Here is an 11,775-nt window from a genome sequence, read left to right as displayed (position 1 = left end):
CTTCCCCTCGGGCGGCAAGTGTTGACATGAAGTCAACGATTCGGTCGCCCGCTTCTCATTCTTCAGCGATGTCGCTACTCACATACTGATGGTACCGGTGTTTTCCTGCGATGGCGTTGTTTGATTGCCGCGCACGATCATACCCACATCAACATTCGAGAGGCTTCATGAGCACGATTCACACCTACCTCGACACTCATCAAGAGCAGATTCTGGCGGATATCGAAACGCTGGTTCGGGCGGAATCGCCCTCCCTGGACAAGGCCGCGGTGGACGCCTGCGGCCAAGTGCTGGCAGGTCTGTTCGAGCGCCGTCTGGGCGCCACGCCCGAGGTGTTTCCCGAGCCGGACAAGGGCGATCACCTGGGCTTCACCGTGGGCCAGGGGCAAAAGCGCGTGCTGATCCTGGGGCACTTCGACACCGTGTGGGAGATCGGGCGGCTCGACATTCGCCGGGAAGCCGAGCGTTTCTACGGCCCGGGAATCCTGGACATGAAGGCGGGACTGGTTCAGGCCATCTGGGCAGTGCGGGCGCTTCGGGAAGTCAACCAGTGGCCGGATTGTCAGGTGCGCTTTCTGTGCACCAGCGATGAGGAGCTTGGCAGCCCCACCTCGCGCCAGCGCATCGAGAAAGAAGCCCTCGAAAACGATGTGGTGCTGGTGGTCGAGCCGGCCACGGCGAACCAAGGGGCGCTCAAGACCGCGCGCAAGGGTTCGGGTCGCTACTACATGAGCATCACCGGCAAGGCCGCCCATGCGGGCAATAACCCGGAAGACGGGGCCAGCGCCGTGGAAGAGATGGCGCACCAGATCCAGCGCCTGCACCGGCTGGCGGACCACGCCAAGGGCACCACGGTGAACGTGGGCTTCGCCGAAGGCGGTGGGCCGCTCAACGTGGTGGCGGAAAAGGCGCGGCTGGGCATCGATGTTCGCGTGAACACCCTGGAAGAGGCCAAGCGCCTGCAGCAGGCCATCTACGACTCGCACCCTTCGCTTGCGGGTACGCATCTGGAGATCAGCGGTGACATGACCCGCCCGCCCATGGCGCGCACCGACGCCACCCAGCGGCTGTTCGCCCTGGCATGCGCTGCCGGCGAGGAGCTTGGATTCAGCCTGGAGGAGGCCTCCGTGGGCGGGGGCAGTGACGGTAATTTCGCCGCGGCCAAGGGCATCGCGACCCTCGATGGGCTTGGGGCAACGGGTGCCGCCCCCCACGCGGAGTACGAGCATATTTTGCTGGCCAATGTGGTGCCGCGCACCGCGATGCTGGCCGCACTCATCGCACGGCTTTGAATCGGCGCTGACCCCAGCAACGATCAATGAATAACAAACGACAACGTTCGGGAAACTCTCACGTGAAACGCAAACCCTTATTTAAAAGGACGATGCCCGATGCCTTCGTCATCCTGTTCAGCTTGCTGCTGCTGGCGTGGCTTTCGAGCTTTTTCATTCCTGCCGGCCAGTTCGAGCGAACGACCGAAGGCCGGCCCACCGTCATCCCGGGAAGCTTCGAGCTGATCGAATCTCGCGGGCTGAACATTCTGGATATCTTTCTCTCGATCCAGCAGGGGTTCATCAGTTCCGCCAACCTGATCGCCCTGGTACTGGTCATGGGCGGGGCGATCATGGTGGTGGAGTCGACCGGGGCCATCAACGCCGGCATCAAGGGCTTGGTGGACAAGACCCGCGGGCGCAAGTACCTGCTCACCGTGGTCGTCTCCACCGCCTTTGGCGTGGTGTCCGCCATCGGGGTCGGGTCCAACGCGGTGATCGCCTTCATTCCGCTGGGCATCGTGCTTGCCCGGGCGCTTAAACTCGATGCCATCGCGGGTATCGCGATCGTCTACCTGGGCTATTTTTCCGGGTCGGCGGCGGCGGTGTTCGATCCGATCACCCTGGGAGTGGCGCAGTCCATTGCCGGGCTCCCGCTGTTCTCCGGCGCCGGGCTTCGCATCGCGGTGTTCTTCGTACTGCTGGGCATTACCGTGCTGTACGTATGCCGCTACATCAAGCGCATCGACAAGGACCCGACCCAGAGCCTGATGGGGGCGACGCCCTTCGGTGACAACGTGGCCACCGTCCAGGACGAACAGCTTCGCTTCACCCGGCAGCACCTGGTCATTCTTGGGTTCTTCGTGACATGCCTGGGGGTGTTCATCTACGGGTCGCTGCAGCGCGGGTGGGGCATCAACGAGCTGTCCGCGATCTTCATGATCAACGCCATCGGAAGTGCGGTGCTGGCGCGCATGGGTGCCAACGAATTCGTGCGGGTGTTCATGGAGGGTGCGAAGGGCATGCTCTACGGCGCCTTCATCATCGGCATCGCCAAGGGCATCACGGTGCTGATGATGGATGGCATGATCCTGGATACGGTGGTGAACTCGGTCTTCGTGCCGCTGAGCACCCTGCCGTCGATGCTCGGCGCCATCGCGGTGTTCTTCTTCAACCTGTTCTTCAACTTCCTCGTGCCCTCCGGCAGCGGTCAGGCCGCCGTCGTGATGCCAATCTTGACCCCCTTGGCGGACATGCTGGAGATCACCCGGCAGACCGCGGTCATCGCTTTCAAGCTGGGCGACGGCATCACCAACATCATCACCCCCACCTCCGGAGTGCTCATGTCGGTACTCGCCATCGGCGGGGTGCCCTGGGGCAACTGGGTACGTTTCGCCTTTCCTCTGGTCTGCCTCTGGACGTTGGCGGGCATCGCCTTCGTGGTGATCGCGGTGATGATCAACTACGGGCCTTTCTGACTGCCTCGACCCCTCCCGACCCGCGCCCCGCTCCCGGCGGGGCGCGCTCGCTAGACTAAAGTAGAGGCGAGCGGGCCGCTTCAGGACGGCGGAACCTTGGTACGCTAGCGAAGCGATCTATTGATCGTTTCTTCTTCGTTCGTGTCGGGAGTTCCAGCGAAATCATGATCATTTCAAGCCCGTCGGATTACCGGCAAGCCGCCAAACGGCGCATTCCACGCTTTCTGTTCGACTACCTGGACGGCGGCTCGGTGACCGAGAGCACGCTGCGCGGCAACGTCGAGGCGCTGCAGGCCATACCGCTGCGCCAGCGCGTGCTGAAAGGCGGCGGCACGCCCACGCTCGACACCGACATTCTGGGAAGCGCCTGGAAGTTGCCGGTCGCGCTCGCCCCGGTGGGTGCCACCGGCCTCTACGCCCGGCGCGGCGAGGTACAGGCGGCGCGCGCCGCCGAGAAGGCGGGCATTCCCTACACGCTCTCCACGGTATCGGTCTGCTCCATCGAGGAGGTCGCCCGCGAGGCCCACGGCGAGCAGTGGTCGCAGCTCTACGTGCTGAAGGATCGCGGCTTCATGAAGAACGCCCTGGAGCGCTCCTGGGCGGCGGGCATGAAGACGCTGGTCTTCACCGTGGATATGCCGCTGCCGGGCTCGCGCTATCGCGACCGGCGCTCCGGCATGTCCGGGCCCAACGCCAAGCTTCGCCAGTACGCCCAGGCGATCACCCACCCGCAATGGGCGTATGACGTGGGCCTCAAGGGCAAGCCGCTGTCGTTCGGCAACATCGAGGCCTACACCCAGCGCACCATGGGCATGGACGACTACATGGGCTTTCTGGCCAAGAATTTCGATCCTTCGATCAGTTGGGACGAGCTTGCCTGGATTCGCGAAAGCTGGAAGGGCAAGCTGATCATCAAGGGGCTTCTGGACAAGGAGGACGCCCGCGAGGCGCAGCGCATGGGCGCCGACGGCATCGTGGTATCGAATCACGGCGGCCGCCAGCTCGACGGCGCGATCTCCACCGCCCAGGCGCTGCCGCACATCGTCGAGGAGGTCGGCGACGAGCTCACGGTACTGGCGGACTCCGGCGTGCGCTCGGGGCTTGACGTGGTGCGCATGCTGGCGCTTGGTGCCAAGGGCGTGCTGCTCGGACGCGCCTACGCCTACGCGCTCGCCGCCCGGGGCGAGGCGGGCGTCACGCATCTTCTCGAGCTGATCGCCGCGGACATGCGCGTGACCATGACGCTGATCGGCGCCAATACGCCTGCCGAGATCAACCAGAGCCATCTCGACGCGGTGGTGAAAGAGCTCAAGATGAGCGAGTAGCGCTGCCCACGCCGCCATGGCGCCCCAACGGAATCATCATCGGCTTGCCGGTCACCGGGTCCTCGATGACCCGGCTTTCAAGACCGAAAACCTCCCGCACCGTGGCTTCGGTCAGCACCGTTTCTGGCGTGCCCGCGGCATACACGCGCCCGCCCGCCATGGCGATCAGGGTATCCGCGTAGCGGGCGGCCAGGTTCAGTTCGTGGAGCACCATCACTACCGTAGTACCGCGGGTGTGGTTGAGCTCGGTCAGCAGGTCCAGCACCTCGATCTGGTGGTTGATGTCGAGAAAGGTCGTGGGTTCGTCGAGCAGCAGGACGTTGGTCTGCTGGGCCAGCGCCATCGCGATCCACACCCGTTGGCGCTGGCCGCCGGAGAGCTCGTCCACCGCGCGCTCGGCAAGCGCCAGAAGGCCGGTGGCGGCCAGCGCATCGGCCACCGCCGCCTCGTCCGCCGCGCTCCAGCGCCTGAACAGCCCCTGGTGGGGGTGACGACCTCGGCTCACCAGTTCCAGCACGCTGATGCCTTCTGGGGCCATGGGCGACTGCGGCAGAAAGCCGATCCGGCGGGCCAGCTTGCGTGCGGCCATGCCATCGATGGCGCTGCCATCGAGCAGTACGCGCCCGCTCGCCGGGGCGATCAGCCGCGAGAGCACGCGCAAGAGCGTCGACTTGCCACAGGCGTTGGCGCCGACGATGGCGGTGAGTTGGCCGGGCGCGATGTCGACGCTTGCGTTGTCGAGCACGCGGCGCTCGCCGTAGCCGGCGGTGAGCGCCTCGGCCTGCAGGGAGGATGCGTTCATAAAGCGCCCTTGCGTTGGTTGTCGCGAACGATCAGGTAAACGAGGTACGGTGCGCCCAGCACGCCCGTGACGATACCCACCGGATAGCGGGCGGGCAGCAGGAACTGCCCGGCGTAGTCGCTTGCCAGCACCAGAAGCGCCCCTACCAGCGCTGCCGGTAACAGCAGCGAGCCGCTCTGGCCACTGATGCGCGCGGCGATCGGCCCGGAAAGAAACGCCACGAAGGCGATGGGCCCGGTCACCGCTGTGGCGAAGGCCACCAGGCCCACCGACGCCAGCACCACGACGATGCGGGTAACGCCAAGGCGCACGCCGAGCCCCGCGGCGAGCTCATCGCCCAGGCGCAGCGCGTCGAGATCGGCGCGCCGGCTCAGCAACAGCCCGCCCAGCAGCGCCAGCGCCAGGCTCAGCGGCAGCGCTTGCGTCAGGCGCACGCCGTTGACGCTGCCGGTGATCCAGCGAAGCGCCTCCTGCAGCGACCAGCTCGGCGCCTGCATCAGTAGATACGCCGTCACGCTTTGCAGCATGGCGGCAAGCCCTATGCCGATCAGGATCAGCCGCGCGCCGGTCACGCCGTCGCGCCAGGAGAGCAGGTAGATCAAAAGCGCCACGCCAAGCCCCGCGGCCACCGCGACAAGTGCCACCGCCGGCCCGCTCCAGGCGAGCGCGACGATGGCGAATACCGCACCGGCGCTGGCGCCGCTGCTGATACCGATGATGTCGGGGCTGGCCAGGGGGTTGCGCAAGAGCGTTTGAAAGGCCACGCCGCCCAGGCCAAAGCAGGCGCCAGCGAGCAGGCACGCCACCGCCCGGGGCAGGCGCAGCTCGCCCACGGTGAAGCTTGCCCCCGGCACGTCGACACCGACCAGCACCCGCGCCACCGTGGAAAGCGGGGTGTAGGACTGGCCAAGCGCAAGGGTCACCAGCACACCTACCAAAAGCCCGGCGGCGAGCAGCGCCAGCGTCCCCCGGCGCCGCCTAAACCGGCCACGGCGCAGTGCGCTCAGCTCTGCCCTTTGTGCAGGGGTCGCGTGGTTCATAGCGCGCCTACCTTGCGGCGGCGTACGATCCAGATGAAGACCGGCGCGCCGATGAACGCGGTGACGATGCCCGCATCGAGCTCCGCCGGATGCGCCGCCAGCCGCCCGGCCACGTCGGCAAGCAGCAGAAGAATCGCCCCGCCAAGGGCGGAAAACGGCAAGAGCCAGCGGTAGTCGGTCCCCACCAGCAGGCGACAGGCGTGGGGCACGACCAGGCCCACGAAGCCGATCGGCCCGCACACCGCGGTCGTCGCGCCGCACAAGAGCACCGCGCCGAGCGCCGACATCCCCCGCGCCAGCGCGACGTTCTCGCCAAGCCCGGCGGCGGTGTCGTCGCCCAGCGCCAAGAGGTTGAGCTTGCGCGCACAGGCCACCGACACGATGAACCCCACTGCCAGAAAGGGCACGACCGGTGTGATCTGGTCGTAGGTGGCCCCGCCCACGCCGCCGACGAGCCAGGACTGCACCAGTCCCGAGATATCGCCCCGGGGCAGGATGATGGCGGTGGTGAGCGAGGTGAGCGCGGCGGTGATCGCCGCCCCCGCCAGCGCCAGACGAAGCGGCGTGGCCCCGCCGCGGCCAAGGCTTGCGATGACGTAGACCGCCACCGCCGACAGGCTCGCCCCGGTCAGGGCGCTCATGATGAAGCCGAGGCTGGTCTGCAGGTTGAACCAGGCGATGCCGATCACCACGGCAAGTGCCGCCCCGGCGTTCACGCCGAGAAGGCCGGGATCGGCCAAGGGGTTGCGCGTCAGCCCCTGCATGACGCCGCCGGCCACGCCCAAGGCGGCGCCGGCGAGCAGCGCCAAGAGCGTGCGCGGCAGGCGGCTGGCCACGGCGGCGTCGCCCACGCTCTGCACCTGGCCTGTGAGCGCGGCGTGAATCTCCGCCCAGCCGACGCTGCGCGCGCCCAGTGCAACCGAGAGTGCCGCGGCCCCCAGCAGCAGCGTGATCAGTAGCGCCGCGCCGGTCAGGCGCCTGGCCAGGTACCGGCGATGGACGCTTGGGCGCGCGGGGGCCGCGTTACTCGGCCTTGCGCGCGGCGTCGGCGAGAAGCCTTGCATAGTCATCCAGTACCCAGTCAATCGACATCGGGGTCGGGTTGGCAGCGGTGCCCAGGGGGCTGTCGTCGAGCATCACGACCGCGCCGTTTTCCACGGCGGGCAGGCGCGAGGTGAGCGGGTTGGCCTCGAGCTCCTCGAGCAGCGACGCCCCACCGTAAGTGACCAGAATATCCACATCGTTGAGCGCGTCGATCAACTCGGCGCTGATGGCGCCGGAGAATTCGCCTTCGGCGGAGTGGTCGAGCACGACCTGGGGCGAGGCGAGGCCCAGGTCGTGGAAGAACTGCACGCGGGCGTCGTTATCCGAGTAGAAGGCGATCCGCCCCAGGTTGCCCGGGTCGAGGTGCGTGACGAACATGGCGGTCTTGCCGTCTAGTTCTGGGTAGCGCGCGGCGGTCTCGCGAATCCGCGTCTCGAGCTCACCAATCAGCGCATCGCCTTCCTTCGCCATGCCCATGCCGGCGCTGTTCAGGCGAATCATGTCGCGCCAGCTCGTCGCCCAAGGGCCTTCGCGGTAGCCCACCACAGGGGCGATCTGGCTGAGCGTGTCGTAGTCGCTCTGGCTGAGCCCGGAATAGGCGGCCAGAATCACGTCCGGGCGGCTCGCCGCCACGGCCTCGAAGTCGATGCCGTCGCCTTCATCGAACAGGGGCGGAGCGGGCTCATCCAACTCCTCCAGGCGCGCGGCGACCCAGGGCAGCAGGCCGCTTTGGTCGTTGACGCCGAAGTTGGCAGCGGCGAATCCCACCGGTACCACGCCGAGTGCCAGCGGCACCTCGTGGTTGGCCCAGGCGACGGTGGCGATACGCTCGGGCGCCTTTTCGAGCACGGTGGTGCCCAGCGCATGATCGATGCTCAATGGGTAGTCCGTGGCGCCGACCGGCGCAACCGGCAGGGCCGCCGCGGCCAGCGCCGTCAGGCCGAAGGCCTTGAGTCGTTTGAGGACGTGCATGGACGTTTCCTTTCAAAAAGCGGCCGCCCGGGACATGCCCGGGCGGCCAACAGGTGCGTGTCGCTTAGAAGTCGTAGCGCAGCGTCGTCGAAATACTGCGTGGCTCGCCGTAGACGCCGTAGCCCCCCACGTTGGTGTAGTACTTCTCGTCGAACAGGTTCTTGAGGTTGACCTGCAAGCTGAGATCCTCCGTGAACCGGTAGCGCCCGAACAGGTTGGCCAGGGTGTAGCTGCCTTCCTCGAAACGGGTCGGAATGCCGGCCGGCGTACTCAGGTTGTCCGCCACCAGTTTGCTGCTCCAGTTGAGCCCGCCGCCCAAGGTGAGTTCCGGGGTCTGGGGCACTGTGTAGCTGGCGAACAGATTGAACAGCGAACGCGGCTGGTTGACGTTGAAGTTGTCTTCATCGGATTTGGCGGTGAAGTGCGAGTAGCCGACGGTCATGTCCAGATCCTCGGTGACCGCGCCGCTGAGCTCCACCTCGAAGCCTTCGCTGACCACGCCTTCGACGGCTTCGTAGAACGTCTCCCGTTGGCCGGGAAGCCCGGGCAAGGCCGCGGCGACGTTGTCCTGCTCGATGCGAAACACCGAGAACGAGCCGTTCAGGCGCCCGTCGAGCCAGGCGGCTTTCACGCCGGTTTCATAATTCTTGCCTTGAACCGGGTCGAGATAACTTCCGCCCAGATCGCGATAGTTCTGCGGCTCGAAGATCTCGGTGTAGCTGGCGAACGCCGAGTAGGTATCGTCGAAATCGTACACCAGCCCGCCGTAAGGCGTGACTTCATACTTGCTCTGTCGATCGAGGCTACGAAACTGGGTCATGCCCTTCCACTCGGTGTAGCGGGCGCCCATGATCAGTGAAAGCGGGTCGGCAAGCGAGAACCGCGCCGCGGAGTAGATCGCCTTTTGACGGGTGCTGGAGGCCTCGGACGGCTCGAAGGGTGCCCAGCCTTCGTTGGGAGCCGCGCCGTTCCAGTTATTGAAGTCTGCGACCTCGAAGCCATCGATGAAGGTGTTCTCGTAGTCGTTGGTCTGGTCGCTGTAGCTGCCGCCGATGACCAGCTCGTGCTCGCGCCCGAGCAGAGAGAAGGGGCCGCTGGCCTGGGCGTCGACGGAGTCGACCTCGCGATGGCCGCGGTTCCAGCCGGTAAAGAAAGAGACGCCGCTGCCGTCCACGCGGTTGGGCAGGGTGCCCTCGACGTAGGGGTAGGCGAGCTTGCCGTCCATGTCGGTCTCTTCGTGGGTACCCACGATACGCGCCTGCCAACCATTGTCGAACCGGTGGGCAAGCTCGGCGAAGACCTTTTCGGACTCGAAGTCGTAGTAGGACCAGGTCGGCGCGACGCTGAACGAGCGCGAAAAGTCGGTCGGCGTGCCGTCGTCGAACCATAGCGGAAGCCCGCCCCAGGTGGGCGATGACGTGTGGCTGTCCTGGTAGTCGAAGCCCAGCGACACGGTGGTCGAGTCGGTGACATCGGCGTCGATCACGCCATAGCCGAAGGTGCGCCGCTTGTCTTCGCGATCCAGAAACGCACCGCCTTCCTCATAGCCGCCGATGAAACGCCCGCGCACATCACCCGAGGCAGAAAGCGGTGTTGCGAGATCCACCGTCGTGCCGCGCTGGTCCCAGCTGCCGAGCGTGCCGGAAACGGAGCCTTCGAACTCGCGGCTGTCGGCGCGCTTGCGCACGAAGTTGACCGAGGCGCCGGGGTTGCCGGAGCCGGTGGTCAGTCCGTTGGCGCCGCGAATGACCTCGACGCGATCGTAGATGGCGGTGTTCAATCGCCCTTCGCCGAAGTACCAGCGGCCGTCGCGGTTGAGCGTGGGGATGCCGTCGTACTGGAAGCTGTTGATGCGAAAACCGCGGGAGGAGAAGCTGACCCGCTCGCTGTCCACGTTGCGCGTCGAGATGCCGGTGGTGTTGGTCAGCACATCCTCGATGGTTCCCAGAGCCTGATCGCGAATGCGCTGCTCGGTGACGATGCTGATCGCCTGGGGCAGTTCACGTTGAGTGAGGGTCAAGCCCGTACCAGCGGTGGTGCTGCGGCGCGTGTAGCCGATGTTCTCGTAGAGATTGGCGCCGGTGACGGTGACGGTGTCGAGCGCTTGTGCGTCGCCCTGGGCTTGCGCGTTGGCATGGGCGGCGGCCATCAGGCAGGCGGAGGTCAACAGCGAGGCGCTGACGACTCGGGGTGCGGTTTTCATAGGATCCCTTGGGAAATAGACGTTATGCGCCCTGGGGACGAGCGTCATGTCGTTATGTTCCCGGCGATCATATAAAAATCATTCTTATATGTAAATGCGCATGAGAATGCATGTCATTGATGGTGTGCCTGCCAAGAGCGTCGTTTCAGTCCTGGAAGAGCGCTTGAATGATGCGGCAGTCGGCAGTCTTGCCGCCACGACATTGGGTAGTGACCAGACGCAGTTCGTCCGCCAACGCCGAGAGGGCGGCGATGCGCTCCTCCAGGTGGGCGAGATGACGACTGGCGATCTCGTCCACCGCCGCGCAGTCGGCGTTGGGCTGGTCGGAGAGTGCCAGCAGCTCCTGGATGGTGGCCAGGTCCAGGCCGAGATGACGGGCGTGACGAATGAAGTTGATGCGCTCGAGTGCCGCCTGGCCGTAGACGCGATAGCCCTGCTCGCCCCGGGCCGGAGCCGTCAGCAGGCCGCGCTTCTCGTAGTGACGAATGCTTTCCGGCGAGCAGCCGGTGCGTGCGGCGATCTCGCCGATGCGATAGCGGGGTTCCATGGCTTGACCCTGTAACGGTTACAGGGTTCAGGCTAGTCATGGTCTCTTTCCACTGCAAGCAGGTGTCGCGATGAACCTTATCGAATCGTTGTTGAGCGTGGCGCTGAGCGCCGCTCCCTGGCTGCTGCTGGGCCTGTTCGTGGCCGGGCTGGTCAAGGCGTATCTTCCCGAGCGGCTGTTGCAGCGTTGGCTGGGTGGCGCGGGCGTCAGCGGCGTGCTGCGAGCCTCGATCATCGGCATGCCGCTGCCGCTGTGCTCCTGCGGGGCGATCCCCACGGCGATGGCGCTGCACCGAGGCGGCGCCGGACGGGGGCCGACCACCGCCTTCTTGATCAGCACCCCAGGGGTGGGGGTGGACTCGATCTTTCTGACCAGCGCCCTGCTCGGGCCGGTGATGGCCTTGCTGCGGATGGCCGGGGCACTGGTCACTGCCATCGTGACGGGTATTCTGGTCGGGCTGACGAGCAAAACTCCGGCGCCGGTAGTGACGGCGCCGGCAACGGGCTGCTGCGCCTCGCAGGGCTGCGGCGCGTCCACGCCTGCCGAACCCGGCGGCCTGCGCGCCGGGTTGCGCTACGCCTTCAGCGACCTGCTGGACGATTTCAGCGTATGGATCTTCGTCGGGCTGCTGCTGGCGGGCGTGCTGATGGTCTGGGCATCGCCCCAGGCGCTGGCGAGCTTCTCGGGGCCCTGGGCGCTTGCGCTCATGGCGCTGGTGGGCATACCGCTCTACGTATGCGCTTCTGCCGCCACGCCTATCGCCGCCGGTCTGCTGCTGGCCGGCCTGTCGCCGGGCATGGCGCTGGTGTTCCTGCTGGCAGGGCCCATCACGAGCCTGGCGACGCTGGCGGTATTTCGTCGCGAACTCGGTACGCGGGCGCTGCTGATCTACATGGCGAGCGTGTTCACGGTCACCGTGGCGCTCGGGTGGCTGGTAGACGCCACCCTGACGCTGACCGGCTTCGACCCCGTGAGCCAGGCCGGGCAGGTGCAGGAACTTCTGCCTCACGGGGTGGAGTGGCTCGCGCTGGTGATGCTGGTGTTTTTCGCCCTGCGCCCGCTGCGCCATCGCGCGCTGGGGTTCTAGCCGCTC

At 66.2% G+C, this 11,775-nt stretch carries 10 protein-coding genes; 4 read left to right on the top strand and 6 right to left on the bottom strand.

Features of this window, described 5'->3' with window-relative positions; genetic code table 11:
• Positions 1-167 precede the first annotated feature (167 nt).
• The 3 genes from GEV37_RS02115 (at position 168) to lldD (ending at position 4,074) form a co-directional block, all read left to right on the top strand.
• A complete protein-coding gene (locus GEV37_RS02115) occupies positions 168-1,292 on the top strand; it encodes a M20 family metallopeptidase (protein WP_227388519.1) in 1,125 nt (374 codons plus the stop codon).
• Between the two features lie 92 nt (positions 1,293-1,384).
• Positions 1,385-2,749, top strand: a complete 1,365-nt coding sequence (locus GEV37_RS02110; RefSeq protein WP_227388518.1) for a YfcC family protein — start codon at positions 1,385-1,387, stop codon at positions 2,747-2,749.
• Between the two features lie 164 nt (positions 2,750-2,913).
• Positions 2,914-4,074: an FMN-dependent L-lactate dehydrogenase LldD gene (gene lldD, locus GEV37_RS02105; RefSeq protein WP_227388517.1), complete on the top strand. Its 1,161-nt coding sequence runs from the start codon at positions 2,914-2,916 to the stop codon at positions 4,072-4,074.
• On the opposite strand, the gene GEV37_RS02100 is transcribed toward lldD, so the two are convergent.
• The 6 genes from GEV37_RS02100 to GEV37_RS02075 all read right to left on the bottom strand — a co-directional run bounded on the left by GEV37_RS02100 (position 4,058) and on the right by GEV37_RS02075 (position 10,682).
• Entirely contained in the window at positions 4,058-4,876 is an 819-nt protein-coding gene (locus GEV37_RS02100) for an ABC transporter ATP-binding protein (RefSeq protein WP_227388516.1), read from the bottom strand. The genes lldD and GEV37_RS02100 overlap by 17 nt on opposite strands.
• Positions 4,873-5,916: a FecCD family ABC transporter permease gene (locus GEV37_RS02095; RefSeq protein ID WP_227388515.1), complete on the bottom strand. Its 1,044-nt coding sequence runs from the start codon at positions 5,914-5,916 to the stop codon at positions 4,873-4,875. Before GEV37_RS02095 ends, GEV37_RS02100 begins: the two co-directional genes overlap by 4 nt.
• Positions 5,913-6,980 carry a FecCD family ABC transporter permease gene (locus GEV37_RS02090; RefSeq protein ID WP_227388514.1) on the bottom strand — a complete coding sequence of 356 codons (1,068 nt, stop codon included), beginning with the start codon at positions 6,978-6,980 and terminating at the stop codon, positions 5,913-5,915. The genes GEV37_RS02095 and GEV37_RS02090 overlap by 4 nt, the downstream gene beginning before the upstream one ends.
• A complete protein-coding gene (locus GEV37_RS02085) occupies positions 6,940-7,932 on the bottom strand; it encodes an iron-siderophore ABC transporter substrate-binding protein (RefSeq protein ID WP_227388513.1) in 993 nt (330 codons plus the stop codon). Before GEV37_RS02085 ends, GEV37_RS02090 begins: the two co-directional genes overlap by 41 nt.
• Positions 7,933-7,996: 64 nt before the next feature.
• Positions 7,997-10,135 carry a ferric-rhodotorulic acid/ferric-coprogen receptor FhuE gene (gene fhuE / locus GEV37_RS02080; RefSeq protein ID WP_227388512.1) on the bottom strand — a complete coding sequence of 713 codons (2,139 nt, stop codon included), beginning with the start codon at positions 10,133-10,135 and terminating at the stop codon, positions 7,997-7,999.
• Between the two features lie 145 nt (positions 10,136-10,280).
• Positions 10,281-10,682: a MerR family transcriptional regulator gene (locus GEV37_RS02075; protein ID WP_227388511.1), complete on the bottom strand. Its 402-nt coding sequence runs from the start codon at positions 10,680-10,682 to the stop codon at positions 10,281-10,283.
• A 70-nt stretch (positions 10,683-10,752) separates the two neighbouring features.
• Between GEV37_RS02075 and GEV37_RS02070 the strand changes: the two genes are divergently transcribed.
• Positions 10,753-11,769 (top strand): SO_0444 family Cu/Zn efflux transporter, encoded by a 1,017-nt coding sequence (locus GEV37_RS02070; protein ID WP_227388510.1) that lies wholly within the window; start codon positions 10,753-10,755, stop codon positions 11,767-11,769.
• Positions 11,770-11,775: the final 6 nt, after the last annotated feature.

Origin of the sequence: Vreelandella malpeensis, assembly GCF_020622355.1 — a bacterium.
Classification (GTDB): Bacteria; Pseudomonadota; Gammaproteobacteria; order Pseudomonadales; family Halomonadaceae; genus Vreelandella; species Vreelandella malpeensis.
The sequence above is the reverse complement of the archived record's forward strand: the minus strand, read 5'-3'. Positions and strand labels throughout refer to the sequence as shown.

Excerpts from the sequence above, each read along its gene's own strand:
- GEV37_RS02095 (WP_227388515.1), bottom strand. The coding sequence starts at position 5,916 with ATGAACCACGCGACCCCTGCACAAAGGGCAGAGCTGAGCGCACTGCGC.
- GEV37_RS02075 (WP_227388511.1), bottom strand. The coding sequence starts at position 10,682 with ATGGAACCCCGCTATCGCATCGGCGAGATCGCCGCACGCACCGGCTGC.
- GEV37_RS02070 (WP_227388510.1), top strand. The coding sequence starts at position 10,753 with ATGAACCTTATCGAATCGTTGTTGAGCGTGGCGCTGAGCGCCGCTCCC.
- GEV37_RS02090 (WP_227388514.1), bottom strand. The coding sequence starts at position 6,980 with ATGCAAGGCTTCTCGCCGACGCCGCGCGCAAGGCCGAGTAACGCGGCC.
- GEV37_RS02115 (WP_227388519.1), top strand. The coding sequence starts at position 168 with ATGAGCACGATTCACACCTACCTCGACACTCATCAAGAGCAGATTCTG.
- GEV37_RS02110 (WP_227388518.1), top strand. The coding sequence starts at position 1,385 with ATGCCCGATGCCTTCGTCATCCTGTTCAGCTTGCTGCTGCTGGCGTGG.
- GEV37_RS02085 (WP_227388513.1), bottom strand. The coding sequence starts at position 7,932 with ATGCACGTCCTCAAACGACTCAAGGCCTTCGGCCTGACGGCGCTGGCC.
- lldD (WP_227388517.1), top strand. The coding sequence starts at position 2,914 with ATGATCATTTCAAGCCCGTCGGATTACCGGCAAGCCGCCAAACGGCGC.
- GEV37_RS02100 (WP_227388516.1), bottom strand. The coding sequence starts at position 4,876 with ATGAACGCATCCTCCCTGCAGGCCGAGGCGCTCACCGCCGGCTACGGC.
- fhuE (WP_227388512.1), bottom strand. The coding sequence starts at position 10,135 with ATGAAAACCGCACCCCGAGTCGTCAGCGCCTCGCTGTTGACCTCCGCC.